General features: G+C 39.5%; 16 protein-coding genes. 3 read left to right on the top strand and 13 right to left on the bottom strand.

Annotation, left to right across the window (positions count from 1 at the left end; genetic code table 11):
• The 4 genes from SPI61_RS03995 to SPI61_RS03980 all read right to left on the bottom strand — a co-directional run.
• Positions 1–1,378, bottom strand: a 1,378-nt coding sequence (locus SPI61_RS03995; protein WP_321136826.1) for a hypothetical protein, incomplete at its 3' end; no start/stop codon positions are given.
• 99 nt (positions 1,379–1,477) lie between these two features.
• On the bottom strand, positions 1,478–6,697 hold the full coding sequence (locus SPI61_RS03990) for a hypothetical protein (RefSeq protein WP_321136825.1): 5,220 nt from the start codon (positions 6,695–6,697) through the stop codon (positions 1,478–1,480).
• A 989-nt stretch (positions 6,698–7,686) separates the two neighbouring features.
• Positions 7,687–8,172, bottom strand: coding sequence for a transposase (locus SPI61_RS03985; protein ID WP_321136824.1), 486 nt, complete (start codon positions 8,170–8,172; stop codon positions 7,687–7,689).
• A gap of 309 nt (positions 8,173–8,481) precedes the next feature.
• Entirely contained in the window at positions 8,482–9,201 is a 720-nt protein-coding gene (locus tag SPI61_RS03980) for a class I SAM-dependent methyltransferase (RefSeq protein ID WP_321136823.1), read from the bottom strand.
• Positions 9,202–10,083: 882 nt separating this feature from the next.
• Here SPI61_RS03980 and SPI61_RS03975 point away from each other — a divergent pair.
• Positions 10,084–11,451 carry an MATE family efflux transporter gene (locus SPI61_RS03975; RefSeq protein ID WP_321136827.1) on the top strand — a complete coding sequence of 456 codons (1,368 nt, stop codon included), beginning with the start codon at positions 10,084–10,086 and terminating at the stop codon, positions 11,449–11,451.
• A 13-nt stretch (positions 11,452–11,464) separates the two neighbouring features.
• On the opposite strand, the gene SPI61_RS03970 is transcribed toward SPI61_RS03975, so the two are convergent.
• The 9 genes from SPI61_RS03970 to SPI61_RS03930 all read right to left on the bottom strand — a co-directional run bounded on the left by SPI61_RS03970 (position 11,465) and on the right by SPI61_RS03930 (position 18,199).
• Complete coding sequence (locus SPI61_RS03970; RefSeq protein ID WP_321136822.1) at positions 11,465–12,370, bottom strand: radical SAM protein; 906 nt, start codon at positions 12,368–12,370, stop codon at positions 11,465–11,467.
• An 84-nt stretch (positions 12,371–12,454) separates the two neighbouring features.
• Complete coding sequence (locus tag SPI61_RS03965; protein ID WP_321136821.1) at positions 12,455–12,784, bottom strand: DUF4298 domain-containing protein; 330 nt, start codon at positions 12,782–12,784, stop codon at positions 12,455–12,457.
• A gap of 17 nt (positions 12,785–12,801) precedes the next feature.
• Positions 12,802–14,073 carry a stage 0 sporulation family protein gene (locus tag SPI61_RS03960; RefSeq protein ID WP_321136820.1) on the bottom strand — a complete coding sequence of 424 codons (1,272 nt, stop codon included), beginning with the start codon at positions 14,071–14,073 and terminating at the stop codon, positions 12,802–12,804.
• 32 nt (positions 14,074–14,105) lie between these two features.
• Positions 14,106–14,960 (bottom strand): AAA family ATPase, encoded by an 855-nt coding sequence (locus SPI61_RS03955; protein WP_321136819.1) that lies wholly within the window; start codon positions 14,958–14,960, stop codon positions 14,106–14,108.
• Positions 14,960–15,286 carry a cyclic-di-AMP receptor gene (locus SPI61_RS03950; protein ID WP_321136818.1) on the bottom strand — a complete coding sequence of 109 codons (327 nt, stop codon included), beginning with the start codon at positions 15,284–15,286 and terminating at the stop codon, positions 14,960–14,962. Before SPI61_RS03950 ends, SPI61_RS03955 begins: the two co-directional genes overlap by 1 nt.
• On the bottom strand, positions 15,283–15,897 hold the full coding sequence (tmk, locus tag SPI61_RS03945) for a dTMP kinase (RefSeq protein ID WP_321136817.1): 615 nt from the start codon (positions 15,895–15,897) through the stop codon (positions 15,283–15,285). Before tmk ends, SPI61_RS03950 begins: the two co-directional genes overlap by 4 nt.
• Entirely contained in the window at positions 15,897–16,784 is an 888-nt protein-coding gene (locus SPI61_RS03940) for an S-layer homology domain-containing protein (RefSeq protein ID WP_321136816.1), read from the bottom strand. The genes tmk and SPI61_RS03940 overlap by 1 nt, the downstream gene beginning before the upstream one ends.
• Complete coding sequence (locus tag SPI61_RS03935; protein ID WP_321136815.1) at positions 16,785–17,525, bottom strand: alpha/beta fold hydrolase; 741 nt, start codon at positions 17,523–17,525, stop codon at positions 16,785–16,787.
• Positions 17,526–17,545: 20 nt separating this feature from the next.
• A complete protein-coding gene (locus tag SPI61_RS03930) occupies positions 17,546–18,199 on the bottom strand; it encodes a uracil-DNA glycosylase (RefSeq protein WP_321136814.1) in 654 nt (217 codons plus the stop codon).
• Between the two features lie 99 nt (positions 18,200–18,298).
• Here SPI61_RS03930 and SPI61_RS03925 point away from each other — a divergent pair, with 99 nt between their 5' ends.
• On the top strand, positions 18,299–18,730 hold the full coding sequence (locus SPI61_RS03925; protein WP_321136813.1) for a flavin reductase: 432 nt from the start codon (positions 18,299–18,301) through the stop codon (positions 18,728–18,730).
• A 10-nt stretch (positions 18,731–18,740) separates the two neighbouring features.
• Positions 18,741–19,649 carry a YitT family protein gene (locus SPI61_RS03920; protein ID WP_321136812.1) on the top strand — a complete coding sequence of 303 codons (909 nt, stop codon included), beginning with the start codon at positions 18,741–18,743 and terminating at the stop codon, positions 19,647–19,649.
• Positions 19,650–20,290 lie beyond the last annotated feature (641 nt).

Raw genomic sequence — 20,290 nt, 5'->3', positions numbered from 1 at the left:
TCTTGAATGCTACAATATCATATTCCGACTTGTCTATTGGGTTATTGTCTTCGTCTTCTGTCGGTACGTTTTTATCATCCGGATTTGTAGGATCGTCCGGATTGTCAGGTACATACGGGATTATGTCTTTGTCTGATTTAGCATATCTTGCATAATATGTTTTTGCGGTTACAGCTCCTGTTGTAGGGATTGCCGCTTTGTTTTCATCTTCCCATGCTTGAGTTGTGTCTTGTTCGTAAGCTATTTGATTTTTTGTTCCTTGAACTTTAAGATCTTTGATTGCAGCTTTTAGGTTAGCATTATCATAAGTCGTGCCTTTTTTAACATCAATATATGATAATTGCTTTCCAGTATAATCTCCAACTTGGTGAGTTCCTGTGATACCGTCTTGTTTGTTTTCGTTTGCGTCGAAAGTCAAACGTACATATCCAGTTGCAGGATCTACAGGGTTTCCATCGTCATCTATCGGTGGAACAACTACATCTTTTTGATATACCATTTTGATTGTTGCAATTTCTTTTGCACTTGGTTGTGATATATCAACAATATATTCTTTTTCTCCGATTTTTACTTCTTCTTCATCGGCTTTTCCCCCAACTTTATAAGTTAAACCATCAGCTGCTGTATTCAGTTCATCGTCGTCTAAATCTCCTGAGGATCTCATGTTGATTTGTCCATCTTTTTTCGGTAATTCGATTTCAACATCAGTAAGTTCATCTACAGTTACTTTTGGCATTGTGTCTGTTGATGCAGGCAAGTCATTTGTGTCTGTCAATTGTCTTCCGTACGGGTCAACATATTCTACCTTAGCTCTTGATTCTGCAAGTTCAGTAAGTTCGATTGTGAATTTTAATCCACCTTGTCCATCAGGTGTTGAAAATGATGTAGTGTCAAGAACACGCACTTCTACCTTTTGGTTGAAGTCTGTTACAATTTCAGCGTTTCCTGTGAGGGTCCCATCAATCGGCCAACCTACGTAATATTGTGTTATTCCTTCTGCTGTTATTGCAGGTGATAATTCTTTTTCGTGATTTTGTCCGTCTTTTGTTTCCCACTTAGCAGTAATGCTAAATTGTTCGTTTGGTAGTGCCGACCAATCAAATTGTCCGCCGTTCAATCCTTCAGTTACTATAGTAACTGTTGTGTCAAAATTTTGCGGAGCTCTTCTTGGAGCTTTTTTAACCGATTTGGTCGTTACTGTATTGCTTTCCGGAAGTTTGAAAGTAAATACTTCTTTATCTCCTACTCTTTTGCCTTTTATTTCATTGCTTTCAACCGGTTTTGTTTCATCCGCTGCAATAAGGCTTGCCGGATTAACAATTGAAAAAAGCATGAATATCGACAAAATTATAGAGAGAATTCTTTTTGATTTGTCCATGTTTAATTCCTTTCTAATATAATTTCTCTGAATTTTATTATTAGGCGAAAGGCAATTTTTTAACTGCCTTTCACCAAAATAATCTAAGACCGTTTATCGCTATTTAATAGCTCTCTTGAATGGGTTTGAAGTGTAAGTTTTTCCACCTTCAGTTACTTTGCCACTTATTACAAGAGTATCTCCGGATTGTAATCTATAATCTTGGCTAAATGTCAATTTTACAAATTCTCCCGCTGTTGCAACTCTAGCTGTTCCTGTAGCAACTTCATCACCTTGGCTATTTACAACTTTTACTGTAACTTCTGCATCTGCTTTGTCGGCAGTAACTTTAATAAATTTCTTGCCGGCTCTTTCACCTTTGATTTTGACTTCAAGCACATTTGTTGCTGTGTAATCAACTTCTTTTTCAGCTTTGTTGCCGTATTCATCAACTGCTGTCAATTTAATTGTCGGCACTTGATTTGTTTCGGCGCCCTTTCTTAAGACATTGTTTAGATATTCAATTGCATATGCCTTGTCTTCATCAGGATTGTCTACTGAAATTTCAAATGTTTTGTTGACTTTTTCTCCGTCAGGATATGCAACTTCAACAGTAACTTTTCTTCCTTCAGGAATTTCTTTTATTGCAGCACTGATATCAATAAATCTTCTGAAAGCTTCGTCTTCTGCTTTGTCTTTAATGATTTCAGGTCCAACCATGTCTAATTCAACATAATCTCTATCTTTAACTGAATTATTGTCGATTCCGTCATCAAAATTACCTGTTATATTTCCTAGTTTATCCATTGTTTGTGTTGATGCACTTTCGTTTGAATCCGGTTGCTTAGAGACAATTCTGATAATATCATCATTCTCTACACCGTTCGGATTTGTGTTATCTTTTTTCGGAAGTACAATAGTCTTTGTATCACCGAGTTTATCTTTGTCGGTCATAGTGTATTCAGCATTTGGAACATCAACCCATTTTTTATTTGTATCGTCCCATTTTTGAACTTTATATACTGTGTCTTTTACAGGTTTATTTATTACCGGATTTGGAATATCAAATTCAATAACAGGATTTCCGTCAGTGTCATTTGTAGTTTGTTTCATTCTTTCTACAGGTGCAGAATTTCCTTTGGTGTTGATTTGAATATCACCTTGCGGACCTTCTTTTTCTTGTCCCGCTTTTTCAACTACATATTTAGCGATAATATTTTTACCGCCTTTTCCTGTTAAATCAACCGTTTTTATAACAAGTTTATCTCCTTCAGGTGTCGCAGTTAGCGTTCCATCCGCAGTTTTGTATGAACCGTCGTCTTGTCTTTCTAGTATAACTTCAGCATCGTCTGCGATTGTAAGTTTGATTTTCTTAATATCCGCATTCTTTTCTACAGCTTCCCATTTAAGTTTTACTTCTGTGTCCGTATCGTATACCTTATCAAAAACAGGTTTCGGTATATCAATAGGTGTGGATGTGTTCCAAATTGTATAACCTACAACTTCATCAGTTCCATTACGATCTGCAGTTTTAGCATTTCTTGATGTTGCCGATGTATATGCATCCAAACCCAAATCGAAAGCTTGATCCTTTGCAAGGTAATCACCGTATGGATTTCCGGCATTTTCATGCAAATTACGTGGTGCTGTTGGTTCATGAGTTATAGTTCCGTTGGTATTGTTGATTCTTAGGTAAGTCTTCATACCTAAATCACCCCAATTCGGTACTGCAAAGTCTTTGTAAGCTTGTTCTTTTCCGTTAGGGACAACAACCGATACATAAGACATTCTTTGTCCGAGTTCATCGAATCCCGGAACTTCCCATGTTAATGTTTCTTCATTCCCGGTCCAAGCTTTTAATCCGCCTTCAAATGGATAATAGTTAGCATTTTGATGGACTGTAGGAGTTCCATATGGGGTAACAGCCGTTCTTCTTAAAAGACCGATATTTGCCGCTTTCTTCTTTGAAGAATCAACATCGTCGACATATTTTCCATATGTTCCTTGAGCCTTGTCGATGTTCTTGTAAGAAGCGATAACATTAACATTAAAGAACGGTCTGTAGTTAGCATATAGATGGATATCTTGTCCTTCTTCAATTGCCTTGAGCATTTCTGCATCTTTAAAAGATTTATCAACATCTTCAGGTCTTACAGCAACAGAATATCCATTTGGTACATAATATTTATTTTGAACTGTATTAAGGTCTTTTAACCATTCAGTCTTTTGAGGAATTCTCTTCGTGCCGTTTTCTACAAGTCCTTGTGTAATTTCTCCGATTCTTTCATTGTTGTTACCTGCTGCAAATTCTGTTGAATCATCGTTAGCATATCTCTTAGTTGTCCATCCGACGAAAGAATTCTTTGCTTTGCTAAATAGTTTTGCATCTGCATCAGCAATTTTATCAATTTCATCTTGTTCGCCTGTTACAGGAACTTTTGGAAGTTCTTTTATAACAAGCTTGCCCTTCATGTTTGTAATAGTTGGACTTGAAACTGCATCTAAGGTTTTGCTTGTCTTATCAATATCAGATGCATTAATAGGAATGATAATAGTTTTTTCGTCTTTAAGATCATCTGTATTATTTGAGTGAAGAACAATATTGATTCCTTCGCCATAAACTGCGTAAACTGTTCTTTCTTTGTCGATTGGTGAATTTGCATCGAAGATATAAGTTTGATCTTTATCTACATTTGCCCAATCTGCAACATCTTTAACAATTTTACCAGCATCTTTAAGTTCGTTGAACTGATCAACAACTGTTTTATCATTAGTATCTACTAATTTCTTAGTTGTCCAACCAAGAATTCTCTTTCCTTGTGGGACATCGACGTCATCTTTTGTTGGCATTTGTCTCATTAGGAAGGCTTCTTTTTGATCTTTGATCTTTAGGTCATACTCTAGGCCATCGTGGTTTTGGATGTTTTGGTAAGTTCTGCCGTCAACTTCAATTGTTTTGTTGGCGTCGTCGACATACTTAACATTGTCGCCTTCAAAACCGGATGCTTTATATTTATCGTTAGCTTTTCCAGTTTCTGGATCGTATTTATATTCCTTACTTAATGGAGCGATTTTGTCAAGAACATCAAGATTAGTTTTTGATTTTACTCCGTTAAGGTCAAAGTGGAATTTTGTTTGTACTTGTTCAACAACGTCTCCTGAAGGAATGAATGATGATAGTACGTCAAGGTTGTCTACTTTAATAGGCATATCTCTTTCAAGAGTTGGCATTTTGAATTCTTCAAATTTCTTGTCGCCTTGGATTGCTCCACCATTGTTAGGTTTTGTAGTATCAAATGGGAAGGCGTCAACTTCTTCACCATTTACAAATCTTGCTTTAGTAAGAATTTTAGAATAATCAACTTTATCTGGATTAAGGTCGGTTGCTCCTGCTGCAGAAATAGTTTGTTTTACTTCTTCTCCATTTTTATCAACATACTTGATGTTAATTTCTGCACCATCAAAGTGTGAATGTCCTGTAATATTTGTAGAATCTGTGAAGATTTCATCTACATTAGGACGTGCAGTTGTTGAAGTTAAGGCACCGCCTGTTAGAGAAGCTGAGTATAGCATTTCAATAGGTGCGTAACTTACTTCTTTGTTTTCTTTTGTTAATTTTATACTATCCAAGTCTTTGAATGTAATTTTTAATTGAGTTGCTCTGTTGTCGTCCTCCCATTCAGTAGATTTGATAGTTACTTTTTCTCCTACCTTTATTTTAAGGTCAAAAGGCACTGTCCATGTAGCTTCTTTACCTGTGCTATCGTATTCTATAGAATTGATGAAGTTGATATTATAGTTGTCATCGCCAATGATAATTTCTGGTCTAGTTACATAGGTTGCTGCTACCCTGTTGTATTGAGCTTGGTTGAACTCTAATTTAACTTTGTCGCCTCTTTTGAAAACTCTATCTTTGTCGTTAGTAAAGGTAAATACAGAAGTACCTGTAGTTCTCTTACCCGAAGAATATCTGTTTTTATTTTCTCTCAAGAAACTTGATCTAAAGGTATAAGATTTTAAACCATTGTCTTTAATAAGTTTTTTAAGTTCTGTTGGTTTTATAAAGTATCTTACAACAGTATAAACACCAGGGTTAAATTGAGCAGAAGTTCCATTTAAAATGGCATCTTTAGATTTTACATTAGATGACTTCTTAGTAACGATACCCTTTTCATACTCTTTGCTATTGTCCCACTCTGATCCTGCTAATTGAATGAAACCAATCTTTGTTTGATCGTCTTTGTAGATATCGCTTTCTGCAAATTGAATTTTTGTTGTTGGCTCATAAGGTTCTTCCTTCGTAGGAGAATAAGGTTTTGCACCTGCACTCATTAAATATACTTCTCCGACCATACCTTCTCTATCATCTAGTAAGTCAAAGAAGTCTGATTCAACAGCTTGACGAAGGGCGTACCCATCACCAGTGTCCCACTTATTATGTCTGATATAAACTTCAAGGTAACCCTTTTCTTCGTTAAATTTAACAGATGAAACAGTTGAGAAGAATTTATTGTAAGTTGCTGCAGGGTTTGTTGGACCTACGTTACTTAAATCTTTGTTTAAATAAATTCCATAGTTGTTTTCATGTGGGATTATAGTACTAAATGTATATTGCATATAGTCGTTAGTTCTTTCACCAGCACGCATATAGACTCTTTCAAATTTTTTATCTGTAAGTCTTGCTTGAACTAAAAGGTCGGATTTGAAGTCTTTTATGGATTTACCTTCTTTTAAAACTAGATCAATAGGTATATTAAGCTTTGCATTCCCCCCAAAAGTACCATTTTTATAAAGGTCAACTGCATATACGTTTTGACCACCAGCTACGTTCCAAGCAAGTGGTTCTAGGGGAACCTTAGCTTCAGATAGTGTTTTCTTTATCCAGTCCATGTCCATCATGTCGTGGTTACCATAGGAGTTAGCTCCTTTGTAAATACCACTTTGTGGATTCTTTTGGTCAAAGATTGCAGCCAATTCTGAAGGGAGCCTTATAAGTAGCTTGTCCCATTGGTTAGCCGCTGTTGTAAATGCGTTGAAGGCTAGTCTAACTACCTCTCTACCGTCTGCATTTGTGTAAACACCGACGTAGTTGATGTCCGGTGTCTTTACCGGGTCTGCAAATGATACACGTACAAGACGGTTTTTCATTGCTAGCGGCCAAGAACCGGTTTTGGCTTCTCTTTCTTTCATCGCTTTTTCAGACCAGTCAGTGGTTTTTATATGACCGTCTTCTGTGTAGGTCTCTGCAAATACTCCCACCGGTACCATCGCAATAACCATTACTGCGGCTAATACCCATGCGAGTGTTCGCGTTACAAAATTTTTCTTATAATTTTGCATATTTTTCTCCTTTCTTTTTAAAAAAGTTTTTTTATTTGACTTTAGTTTTTGTGGAAAGTCGAAACACTTAAGAATCCAAAGTGCCACCCCCGATTCTTATTTACCCATTTTTATAATAAAAAAACGAGTCGTGCCACCAACTCGCTTGAATAATTGCCAGACTTCGGGTTTCGGAGTTTCCTTTCGTCTTATTACTCTATTTTGCATCTTTCACACACTTTAGTTTTTCTTATAGTTATGGGTCGAACTTTTAATGTGGTCGAAAAAAGAATGTGTATGAAATTAGCCGGAATTTTCAGGATTATAACACGAGTTCGTCCCGTGCGGGTGGCACAAATAATCCATATTTCCCGTTAAGTTAATAATACCACGTTTGGGGATGATTGTCAATGGGTTGGGGGAAGTTTATACAAATGTAATATAGGTGTAATAATAAATGTATAAAAGGGTATAGTGGGAGATTGGTTTTGATATTTTTTATAGATATTTTATGGGCATCGCGTTGTTAGTGGGGGTGTATGTTACATTATGTTTGAGGTTTGGGTTCTATATTATATGAGGTCAGCGTTGTTGTTTAGTTTCTACAAATGCCGATTGTCATAACTGGCGGGAGGACATCGTTGTTCCTTTCGTCACAACGTATGCCGTCCCGCTACGGATGCGTACATATGCTTGTACAATTGTATAAACGGAATAATTATATATATGTGAATGTAATAATTTATGTACATATACGGACACACCGGTGGTTGTATGTTGTCATAACAACGAAAGTTAAATATGGCGGTACAATGCGTACATGAACATTTATAATTGTATAAAGGGAAAAATTATATATATGTGAATTTAATAATTTATGTATATATACGAACACTCAGGTGGTTGTATGTTGTCATAACAACGAAAGTCATATACGACGGTACAATGCGATTGCGAATTTATACATATATATATTAAAAAAATAACACCGCAATGCGATGTTATGCATATTATTCGTTTCCACCATAACGCATCCACCATGAAATTGGGTTGTTTGTGATGTAGTCATATGTTTTGTCGTAGTCGTCATTATCCGTTATGATGTGGTCATAATAGTTTGTTTGAAGCAGTTTGTTTTTATAGGGTGGCAATTTTCCTTGTTTTACAAGGTAGCCGTATTTTTTTGTAAGACGTATTTTAAAAGAGGCAACGATATCGCCAAGCGGTATGTTATTATCGGAGATATTTGTGAGGAGCAGGTGGATATGGTCGGGCATTATTACGGTGTTGTCGAATTCAATTCCCGGATATGAATTTTCGATTTCATCGAGTGTTTCTGTGAATATCTTTTGGATTTCAGGGATTATCGGAACAAATCCGTTTTCGGAGATTTTTCCGAATGCCCGTTGTCGTTTGTATGTACATATGGTGACAAAGTAGGAGTAGTGACTTCCGTAATCGAATGATTGCATGCGCATGTGAGTTCTGTGTTTCATATGGGTGCCTCCTTTGTTTGTATTGTATCATTTTGTGCGGTGGATTTCAATGGGGGTGGTGGGGTGAGGTTTGAGGGTTGGCTTAGATTTTTTATGGGCACAACGTTGCTGGTGAAGTTGTTTATTTGGAATAGATTTTGGGGTCGATATTGTATGGACATAACGTTGTTGGTGCGGTTTCTACATATGCGCCGATTGTCATAACTGGCGGGAGGACATCGTTGTTCCTTGCGTCACAACGTATGCCATCCCGCTACGGCGGCGCTTGCATTTTTCTACAAAATATATCGCAAAAAGCCCACAAATTAATTATCTAACCTTCTTGCCTCTTATGATTGCTGCATTACCCTCTCCCATCGGCGCTTTCGAGAAGTTGCCGAAGAGTTCGATGTCCGTGTAGCCGATTTTGATCATTGTGTCGGCGAGTTTATAGGGGTCGATTGGAAGGAGTTCGACTTCGTTGATGTAGTGTTTGTCTTTGTAGTTGATGAGGGTTTTGAAGCCGATTTTCGAGCCGCGGCGATAGTATTCGCGGACGAAGGTGTAGTCGTCGCCTTTTATTGTCGGAAGATCGCCAAGATGTTCACCTTCGGCTGCGTCATCTTTCCAAAACAGGTTGAAGTTTATGTTTTGGATTACGAGTACGCCGTTGTTTTTGAGTTTGTCGTATGCTTTTTCGAGGAAGGTTATGACTTGGTTCATGTTGTCAAGATGCGGAATTGAGTTTCCGACCGAGTATATGAAGTCGTAGTTGCCGCGAAGTTCATCGATTTTAAGCATGTCAAGAACTTCAGCGTCGAGTCCGTTTTCAATCGCTTCTTCAATCATCGACGGTTCCATGTCGAGACCGACGACGTTGTAGCCTTTGTCGACCAATGCTTTTCCTTCTTTTCCGTCTCCGCATGCGACGTCGAGCACGTCGATGCCTCCGGATTTTTTTGCCGATTCAATTAAGAATTCGATTTTCTTTTCACTGAGCGGAAATAGTTTGCTATAGATACCCGCTATTTCATTGTAAAATTTTGACATAATATCCTCCTTTTTTGTTTCACTGTGATAGTGTTGTTTCAATTATATTATACCCAATTAGCAAAGAAATATTTGCGGTTTGCAGTCGACGTCTACGACTCATTTCTCCTTTTAGTCGAAATGTCGTCGGACGTCTTTGCGGAAGACCTACCATCGTGTTTTTGATTTTTCAAATCAAAAAGCACGGGTTAGGGCTATCTTTTTGCGATAAACGACTGATTCCGTGTTTTCGTCGCTGCGACATACTTGCCAGTATGCCTCACTCCAAAAACACTCCATCGAGCCGTTTCTCATCAAAATATCCTCGCAAATATGAGGGTGGAGGTAATTTGATGTGAGGTATGGGGGTTTTGGTACATATATTTTATGGTCACAACGTTGTTGGTGGTAATACATATTCCATATACACAAAAATGGGCGCGAGGATTCACAGAACCGTCGCGCTACGGATGCGTGTGCGAGTTTATAAAATTAAATGAGGTTACCGTCGTGGAAATATTTCACGGTGATATTTTTTTATATTTTATGTACTCAGCGTTGTTGGTAATAATACATATTATTTTGACACAAAAATGGTCGGCGGGATATTATAGCCCTAACCCGTGCTTTTTGATTTGACAAAATCAAAAACACGATGGTAGGACTTATACAAAGACGTCCGACGACATTTTGACGAACAGGAAAAATGAGTCGTAGACGTCGATTGTGCACCCGACGCTACGTTCTGGGAGACACACGAAGCGAAGATACATTTATAAGTAAATAAAAATGAACCGGTGCAACCAATTCTTTCATACTCGCGATAATTTGCGAGGAATTTTCGAAAAGGCCCGCAAATTTAGACTAGTTATATTTGAGTTACTGATTTTATTGTGGTAAAATATATTTAAGGGAGGTTTTATTATTTCCAGTTTATCGAAAAAGTTCTTCAGATTTGTCATTCCGTCGATCGGGGCGATGGTTGTTTTTTCGCTCTATTCAATGGTTGACGGTTTTTTTGTAGCAAAGTTTGTCGGCGAGAATGCGCTCTCCGCGGTCAATATCAGCATGCCTTTTATCAATTTGGTTTTTGCGCTCGGTATTATCGCCGCCGTCGGGAGCCAGACGCTTTGCGGCATTTTCATCGGCAAGAAGGACTATTTAAAAGCAAATAAAGTTTTCAGTTTTAATATGATGACGGTTTTAATTCTGTCGCTCATTTTGACGGCGGTGTTTTATATTTTCCGCGAGAAGATTGCTGTCTTTCTCGGGGCGACCGGCGGTTTGTATCCATATGTTATGGATTATTTCGGAAATATTATTTATTTCGTGCCTTTTTTTATGATTTCGTATAATATGGAAATTCTCGTTAAGGTCGACGGTTTTCCAAAGCTTGCGATGAAGACTGTTTTAACCTGCGGGATTTCAAATGTTATTCTCGACTATCTTTTTGTCGGCGTGCTCGGTTGGGGCATCAAAGGCGCCGCATTTGCAACCGGCATTTCACAGGTGATTTCGACTCTCGTCTATCTCGTTCATTTCACGGTCGGCAAGTCGAATCTCGAGTTCGTCGAGGTGAAGTTTAAGCTTGAGACTTTGAAAAATATTTTTGTTCTCGGAATCGGAGATTTCGTTTCGGAAGTCGGGGTCGGAGTAATTATTTTTTTATACAATTTTTTTATTATAAAGTTTTTGGGCACAGACGAGATTGCGACTTTTTCAGTCATTTCTTATTTGAATCAGCTGGTTCTTATGGTGTTTGCCGGAATTACACAGGGCATCCAACCGCTTCTGAGCTTCTATTACGGTCAAAAGGATTTCAAGTCGTGCAAGAAGATATTTAAAAATGCGCTCATAATGGTGATGGCAAATGCAGTATTTTTCTTTGTGATTTTCCATATTTATTCGAGCAATATTTTCGGGCTTTTCCTCGGAGAAAATCCGGAGCACATAAGTTATTCCGTGACGGCGATGATGAAGTTTACTTATTCTTTCTTCATTGCGGGTTTCAATGTCCTTATAGCAGCGATTTGCGTTTCGTTTATCATGCCGAAGTATTCGATTATGATAAATGTTTTCCGCTCGATTCTTTTTATCGCGCTCGCCCTTTTTGTAACGACGAGAATAAATCCGGAGTATATCTGGTTCTCTTCTCTCATCTCGGAGACGCTCACATTTATTTTCGCAATGATTTTTTATGTAAGTTTGCGCGCGAGAAATCGGCACATCGCAAAAAAGCTCAAACAACAAAAACAACCGGGGCATGTATAACCCCGGTTTTTGTTTACTCTTTACCCCAAATTTTCCACTTTTTCATCTCGTTTTTCACAAGCGCTTTTTCGTCGTTCGACTCGTAGTAGTCCTTTAATTTTCTTAAAAAAATCTCTTTCCCCTCCGGAAATTTCGCCTGCAGCGGAATCGGATTGGTCTTGTGTGTGGCTTTTATAATTGTGTTCATATTGAGATTTTCAATTATATAGATTTCTTCTTCCAAAATTTCTTTGACGCTCATTCGAAGAAATCTCTTGTCCCGTACATAGTCCTTTAGAGGCGCGCGCTTAAAGATGACAGTTGTGACAAACACGACTTCAAACGGGTGTATTTCGTTTAAAAGTTTCGCCGTTTCACGCCTGTGGCTCATTGTCATTTCTCTGCCGCCGAGCCCCAACATAAAATATGCGGAGTAATTTATCCCGAGTCTGTCGAGTTTTCTTATCGCAAGAACGCTGTCGTGCGCCGTGTGTCCCTTTTTGTGAAAAGAGAGGACTTCGTCGGAGCCGCTTTCGAGTCCCAAGCAAAGTCTGTCCATGCCGAGCGCTTTTAATCTCAAAAGCTCTTCGTCGCTTTTTCTCAAAACGTCAGTCGCGCGCGCAAACATCGAAACATATTCCACATCGAAATATTTGTGTATAAGTTCAAGCACCGCCACCAAATGTTCGGTCGACACACAGAGCGGATTTCCCTCAAGGAGCGTGAACTTCTTCGGCATGCGATTCATTTTTTCGAGTTCCGCTTTTCGATGAACCAAAAATTTTTCGACGTCGTCAAGCTTAAAGACCTGAAACTTTTGTCTGTAGTTTAAATCGCAATAGATGCACTTTTTGTATGAGCATCCGGCGGTCACCGGTACCATCTCGTTGTGCATTTCCGGCATCGGCGTGTACATATATTTCGGATAAAACTTGTCCACAAAATCACTCCTTTGTTTATATTATAACACAAAGTGAAAATTTGTAAAAAAATATCTATGAGATTTTCTCCCATAGATATCCGCTTATTCTTCGTCGCCACCCGGATTTGTGTGTTCTTGAAGCATCATATTTGCAAGTTCGATTAAACGAACCGCCGTTTGAAATTGTCCGCCGATTACATCATATGCGCCGTCTTCGGATAGGATGCCGGCTTCCAAGTCTTCCGGAAGATCTCCATTGTTCAACGCTTCAAAATCATCAAACCACTCTTCGGAGCTGTAGTATGCGCTGAATTTTGCATAGTCCTTTTGGTGCGCTTCAAGTTTGTCCAAAACTTCGTTCACTTCTTCGAGAAGTGCTTCGTGGTCGTTCATGATTTTTTCCATTTTTTCGATATTTTTTACTCTGTCCATTTTTACCTCCTTCTAAACTAGAGTGAATCGTCACCCTCATTTTGAATTCTTTGTTCCTTTGCTCTTTTTTCACGGTCAATCAGGCGCTTGCTTCTTCTGTCCTCGCCTTGACCGCGGCGATTGTCCTTTTTAAATGAACCTCTTTTGTTTTCAAAGTTTTTATGTTTATCCCTAGGAGCGCCTTTTTTGCCGTCCTCATTTTGTTTAAACGGTTTCTTTTTGTACGGCTTTTTGTCCCTCGGTTTTTTATCGTTTCGATTATTTTTGTCGTACTTTTTATTTTTATCAAACTTTTTATTCTTATCGAACTTTTTGTTGTCCGACTTGTCTCCCGCTTCCTCATCTTCAAGGCTTTCCGTGAAATCTTCTTCGACAACGATTTCTCCGAACTCTTCCTCTTCATTTTTCATTTCTTCGTCGATGTCGATTTCGTTTACCTTTTTATTTGGACAGTTGCAGCCGCTCTTTCTGTCGGACGCTTTTTCCTCATAGATTTCATCCGAAAGTTTGAAAACCTGTTGCGAATAGCTTCCGTCGTCGCTTTCAAGAGAAACTGTAATCTCTTCCGTCAAGACGTTCACATAAATGACCGTTCCCGCTCCTTTCGGCGTCATAACTCTCGAGCGAATCTTCGGCATTTCGGAAATTTTTTCCTGATAAAACTCCTGCTCATAGTTCAAGCAACAGAGCAGTCTTCCGCACATTCCGCTGATTCTCGACGGAGTGAGCGCAATATTTTGGTCTTTCGCCATTTTTATCGTAACATTGTTAAAGTTTGACATCCAGCTTTTGCAGCAGAGTTCACGTCCGCATTGCCCTATGCCGCCCAAGATTTTCGCCTCGTCTCGAACTCCGATTTGGCGAAGCTCGATTCTCGTTTTATAGAGATAGGCGAGATCCTTTACAAGTTCTCTGAAGTCGACTCTGTCGTCGGCGGTAAAGTAGAAGAGCAGCTTGTGGTTGTCAAATGTATAGTTGCAGTCCGTGAGCTTCATCGGCAAATCGTGCTTTTTTATAAGCTCTTTGCACTCTTTGAACGCTTCGGTCGCCTTTATAATATTTTCTCTGTATCTTTCCTTGTCCTCTTCGGTCGCAACGCGAATGACGGGTTTTAAGTTGAAAGTCTCCTCCCCGTCCGGCACTTCCGTCGTCATCTTCGCGCAAAAGCCCATTTCTTTTCCGCGAATCGTCTCGACGATGACGGCGTCCCCCGGCTTTATATCATAGTCACAGCTGTCAAAAGTGTAAATCTTTCCGGCTTGTCTGAATCTTATTCCAACTACTTTCATTCAAATTCACCTCCTTCAATTTATATTTGCTTCTAAAATAACAGATTCGTCAGAAGCAGTTTTTTGTTGTAATTTCCGGCATAAAGTTTTGCGGTTTTGTCGAGTTTTCTCGATTTCTCAATCAAATAGTCCGCCCTAAAATCGTAATGCTCATTCAAATATTTTGAAAGTCTGAGTCTCGGCTCTCCACCGTTTTTCTCAAAAATCATGTCGGCAATTGTTTTTTGTGTATATTCCGTATAAATAATCAAATTCACATAGGTGAGCTCTTTTCCCTCGAGAAATGCGTCGCCGCCTCCCAAGATGGCGTTCTTCGCAAATGCATTCATCACCTTTGTGTCGGCGTGGATAAATGCGTCCGCTTTTTTCGCGCTCCCGTCCGCAACCGCAAGCATCTCCTCTGTAATATTCGGAAAAATCTCGCGCATTTCTCCGTCGTTCAAATCCCGAAATCGAATATTTGTGACACGACCTCTTATGGTCGGGAGAAGCTCCTCAAAATCCTTTGTAATTAAAATTATAAACTCGCCCTTCGGCGGTTCCTCGAGAATTTTTAAGAGCGCATTTTGTGCGTTTTTGTTCATATTTTCAGCGTTGTCGATTAAGACCGCTTTTTTTCCGCCCAAATAACTCTTTATGCTCGAGAAATTTATAAGGGCGCGAATGTCGTCCGCTTTTATCATCTCGTCCTCTTTTTCAATGAGAAAGAGGTCCGGATGTTTTCGGATGTCTTCCGTTTCCGAAACATTCAAAAGAGTTCTCAAAAAAGAAAGAGCAACAAGTTTTTTTCCTGTGCCCTCTTTTCCGCTGAACGAGAGGGAGAGACCGTCCCGAGACAGAAGCCCCGACAGCTCCTCCCTTTCTCTTTTATGACCGACAATCACCATTAAATTCTTACAAATTGTTCGACATCAACTACAAAAACAGTAGCGCCGCCCACTTTTACTTCCAAAGGATATGGGATGAATGCATCTCCCGGCATTGTCACTGTCAAAAGTGATGTTGTGATTTCTCTTTGTTTGCAATTTTTTTCGATGATTGAAAGAACTTCGTCTTTTTCGTTGTCTTCAACTCCGATTAAAAGAGTTGTATTTCCGGCTTTAAGAAAACCGCCTGTGGTTGAAAGACGTGTCAATCTGAATTTCTTTTCTGTAAGTTCATCTACCAACGGATTTACGTCGGCGTCTTGAACGATGGCAACTAATAATTTCATTCTTCTTCCTCCTTTATTAGGTCCAAAATATATTGTCTCACTTCTTCGAGCACTTTTTCTTTTGTCATATCTGCTCTCACAACTTTGGAGTTGTTCGCTTTCGAAAGTTTTTCATAGCCTCTGAAAACGGCGCGATGGAAACTCTCATTTCTCATCTCGAGCCTGTCAAAGCCCCTTTCGCTTTCGATTCGCTTTAGCCCCTCTCTGAAATCGAGCATAAGATAAATCGTCAAATCGGGTCTGTACCCGTGAAGACAAAAGTCGTTTAAATCTTCAACTCTCTCCATACCGAGTGCAAGTCCGCCGCCTTGGTATGCAATGCTTGACGGAAGAAATCTGTCCGCAATGATAAGGTCATATTTCGGCAAATCCTTTTTTAACATCGAGTAGTTTTCGCATCTCATAGCCGCAAAAAGCAGTGCTTCCGTTTCCGGCTCGATGATCGTGCCGTTGTCAAGCAAAATTTTTCTTATTTTTTCTCCAAAATAGCTTCCGCCGGGTTCTCTGAAATATTTTACCTTCAGCTCCTTCGGCAAAGTTTCCTTTAGACCGTTGATGACGGTTGACTTGCCCGTGCCGTCCGGTCCTTCTATTACAATAAATTTACCCATTAATTTGAATTCTCAATAATATCATAGTAGTAAGGATTTTTCTTCCCCACATCTTTGTATGTCTTGTAAATTGCAATATTTTTGTCTATGTCGTCCTTGTCGATTTTGAGCTCTCTGACCTTTGTCATGAGCGCCGCAACCTCGTCACGTCTGATTGCTCTGTCGGGATCTTTCACATTTTCGATTCGCTTCAGCCAACCGTCGATGTATGCCCTTTGCATATATCCGCGACTCCAGTGCTTTTCCGGAACTCCGACAATGTTCCCCGGAGCTTCTGTGAAATTTTTAAATCGTACAAGAACCGCAATCGCTTCTCCGAGAGTGATGTTGTCTTTCGGTCTCATATTTCCGAACTCGTCGCCCTTCATAAAACCGACTTCCTTTGCTTTTTTCATCACCGCGTCGTACCAAACTTCGCTACTCTCGAAATCAACTTTCATAAGTCTTAAAACAATTGTCGCAAACTCGGCGCGGTTAAGATTGTCCGCAGGTCGAAACATTTCGGAGCTGTCTCCGATAAAAACCGGATTTCTTGTCATTTCGGACTTGTCGATGCCGAAATTGTCGATAAGACTTTTGAGTTCTTCAATTTTCAGATTGTTTAAATCTATATTCATAATATAGTCTCTGAGAGTCTTCACAGCCTTGTAATAACCGGGTCTGTCCTTATATTTTCTGATGAGTTCCTCAATTTGGTAGATGTATTTATTTGCAATCTCTTTGATTTCAATTTCCTCTTCATCCCGCTCATTCATTTTCGTCGTTTCTTCGGTTTCGCCCTCCGCCAGAAGCGACGGCATAAACATAAAGAAAACTCCGGCAATCATTGCGACCGCGAGAATCACAGCCAAATATTTTGCAAGCTTTCTCGCAAACTTGTTGCTCATTTATTCGTTTCCCTCCCTATCTTTTAACCACGCATCCATGAGCTCCATCGACTTAACAGTCATCTCATGCGTTGTGCGCGGCAAAATTGTATGGTTCAGTCGAGACTTGTCTCTGTAGAAAGGCACGAGAGAATTGTAGACCTTTTCATTGAATCTCGCCGGCACGATTATATCCTTGTCGCCGTCAATCATCAGTATGTCTCTGTTCTCGAGTTTCGAGAGATGTTCGCTCGGACTGTAGTATCTTATTGTTTCTTTAATTTTCTTTAGACTTTCGTCGTCGTTAAAAAAGATTTTGTTGAAATATTCGCTCAAGGCTTCATAGTCGAGCGTTCCGTTAAACATTACGAGCTTTCCGAAAGGAATCTTCACAAATGCGCCGGCTGCAGCCATCGCACCCATTGAGTGTCCGCAAAAAACAATGTTATTCGGCGAAAAACCCTTTTTCTCGCAAAGATAATTTATTAAATCCGGACTTTCGGTAATCGTTTTTACGAGTATATCCCAAAAAGTTTTGTCCGGCTTTTCATAATCCGGATTGCATTCATCGGCTCTTAAGCCGTGTCCCGAAGCATCCGGCAAAAGCACATAATAACCGAGCGAAGAGAGAATCCTTGCTCTAAAAAGACTCTTTTCCTTTGAAGAGCTGAAGCCGTGATAATAAATAATGGCGGTCTTCGCCCTTTGAATCGGCGTAAGCTCCGTAAGAGGATTGCCGTTTATCTTTATTTCAAATTCCAAAATTCTTCACCTCCAAATGCTTAGGACCAATCGACAGGCGTTCTGCCGATTTTTTGAAGTCTGTCGTTCACATTTATAAAAACATTGCTTCCGAAAAATCCCTTGTATGCCGAAAACGGCGACGGATGCGCCGCGCTTACGATGTTTTCCTTGTGCTTTATGAGAGGGGCTTTGTCCATCGCCTTTCTTCCCAAAAGCAAAAACACAACGTCGTCTCTTTCGCCAAGCTTTTCAATTACAAAATCCGTAAATCGATTCCAATTCAAAAAATCGTGACTCATCGGCACCCCTTCTCGCACGGAAAGAGCCGTATTCAAAAAAAGCACGCCGCTTCGTGCGACTTTTGAGAAATCTGTCGTTTCCGGATGATGGCCGAACTCGTCGTCCATCTCCTTAAAAATATTCATAAGACTCGGCGGCACTCTCATACCCTCGTTTACAGAAAAACTGAGTCCGTTTGCCATGCCCGGCGTATGATATGGGTCCTGTCCCAAAAACACAAGCTTGACATCTTTGAACGGAGTCAAATAAAATGCACGAAAAACCTCGTCCGACGGCGGATAGCATCTGTGTGTTCTGTATTCCGTCTCGAGCTTCTTCAAAAGTTCCGTAAAATATTCTGTTTCTATAATAGGCAAAAGTGTTTCATGCCAGTCGTTCTTAAATATATTCATACATATATTTTATCACAATGCATGGGCTTCTTCAAGTGACAAATCAAATAAACTATGCTATAATTTATATACTACAATATGGTTTGGAGGAGTTATAATATGAAAAATAATGATTTTATTCTTTTCGCAAAGAAAAGAACCGGAGAAATTAACGGAATGACCTGCGGATGGGTCATGGACGGAATTCTTTGGAACAGAAATGTGAAGATGGTTTTTGTAAGAAAATCGCGCTACACATACGAGTTCTTAAATGAGTCCGAATATTTTTTCACCGCAAAATTTGACGACGAAAAACTTTTGAACTATTTCGGAGCAGTCACGGGAAGAGATGAGGACAAAATAAAAAAGACCGGACTTAAAATAGTCACGGAAAATGGAAAAGATATGATAGAAGGCGCTCTCGAAAACGTCTATATGAGAAAAATTGCAGTTTTCGATTCAGCAAAAGCCGACTTTCTCGACGAAGAAATTGTGAAAAAATTTAGAGAAGACGAAGATTCACACGTGATTTTTGTCGGAGAAATTTTGTAGAGGAAGCAAAGTGCAAAAAGATAATATAAAAACATACAAATCAAACGAAAAGCTTATAAAATATTTCGGCTCGAAATATGAAATGCGAAGAAAACTCACGGCAATTATTATCGGGAACCTGATTTTCTCGTTCGGCGTGAATGCGTTTTACACCACGCATAAATTCCTCTCCGGAGGAATCGGCGGTATCTCCGTCATGCTCCAATACATCACGGGAATCGCAGCCGGTATCTCGGTGTTTTTCTTAAACTTGCCGCTCTTTCTCTTTGGTCTTCGCACACTTTCGAAAAAGTTTTTAACCTACGCATTCATATCGACAATCGTACAATCCATAACGATGATCATCTTTAAAGAAGTCGGGAACTTTATTTCATTTAAAGACCCGATGCTCTCGGCAATCGCCGGCGGTGTCATAAACGGAACCGCAATGGGAATACTCTTTAAAAACGGATGCTGTCAAGGCGGTTTCGACATAGTTGCGGCGGTAATGAAAAAGAAATACAACATGCAAATCGGCTCGGCGCTTCTTCTTTTAAACGCCGTCGTCATCTCAATTGCAAGTTATCTCTTCGGAGTCGACAAAGGCGCATACACGATAATCGCAATGTTTATCTCGTACAATGTGCTCGACAAAATTCAAATGTCAAAAGGGAATTTAAAGAGCGTCACAATTATATCGGGAAAAAGCGAAGAGATTCGTCAAGCGATAAACCTCCGAATGAGCCGTGGTGTCACAGCACTTAAATCAGTTGGGGGTTGGAGTAAAAAAGAGGGACAAGTTCTTTACCTCTATGTTGAAAGAAGCGAAATTTCAATGCTTAAAGAAATAATAAATAAACTCGACAGCGACGCATTTATCGGAATCAGCGACGTGGAAGAAATTCGCGGAAGAGGGTTTAGAGGCGCGGATATTGAATAGGGAGGATAGTAAAAACGTACAAGATTTTGTACGTTTTTTTATTTGCGGTTCTTTTCGCGATAAACACTTGATTCATATTTTAGTCGTTGCGACGTACTTACCAGTACGCCTCACTCCTAAAATATTTCATCTAAGCGTTTCTCATCGAAAAGCCCTCGCAAATCACGGCGAGAGTGTAAATTTATTTATTTTGAGGTTTGGGTTATATATTTTATACGCACAGCGTTGTTGGTGGGGTTGTAAGTTGTGGACACGTCATATATGGCGCGAGGATTCACAGAACCGTCGCGCTACGGATGCGTACATGAACATTTACAATTGTATAAATGGAATAATTATATATATGTAAATGTAATATTTTATGTATATATACGGACACACCGGTGGCTGTATGTTGTCATAACAACGAAAGTGCGGTATTTTTTGATTCGATATTTTATAAACGCACCGTTGTTGGTGATAATACATATTTTACGTGCACAAAAATGGGCGGCAGGATATTATAGCCCTAACCCGTGCTTTTTGATTTGACAAAATCAAAAACACGATGGTAGGACTTATACAAAGACGTCCGACGACATTTCGACGAACAGGAGAAATGAGTCGTTGACGTCGATTGTGCATGCGCCGTTACGTTCTGG

It is taken from the genome of Ezakiella sp. (genome assembly GCF_034180565.1).
Classification (GTDB): Bacteria; Bacillota; Clostridia; order Tissierellales; family Peptoniphilaceae; genus Ezakiella.
Note: the sequence above shows the minus strand (reverse complement) of the source record. Positions and strands in the feature narration are given on the sequence as shown.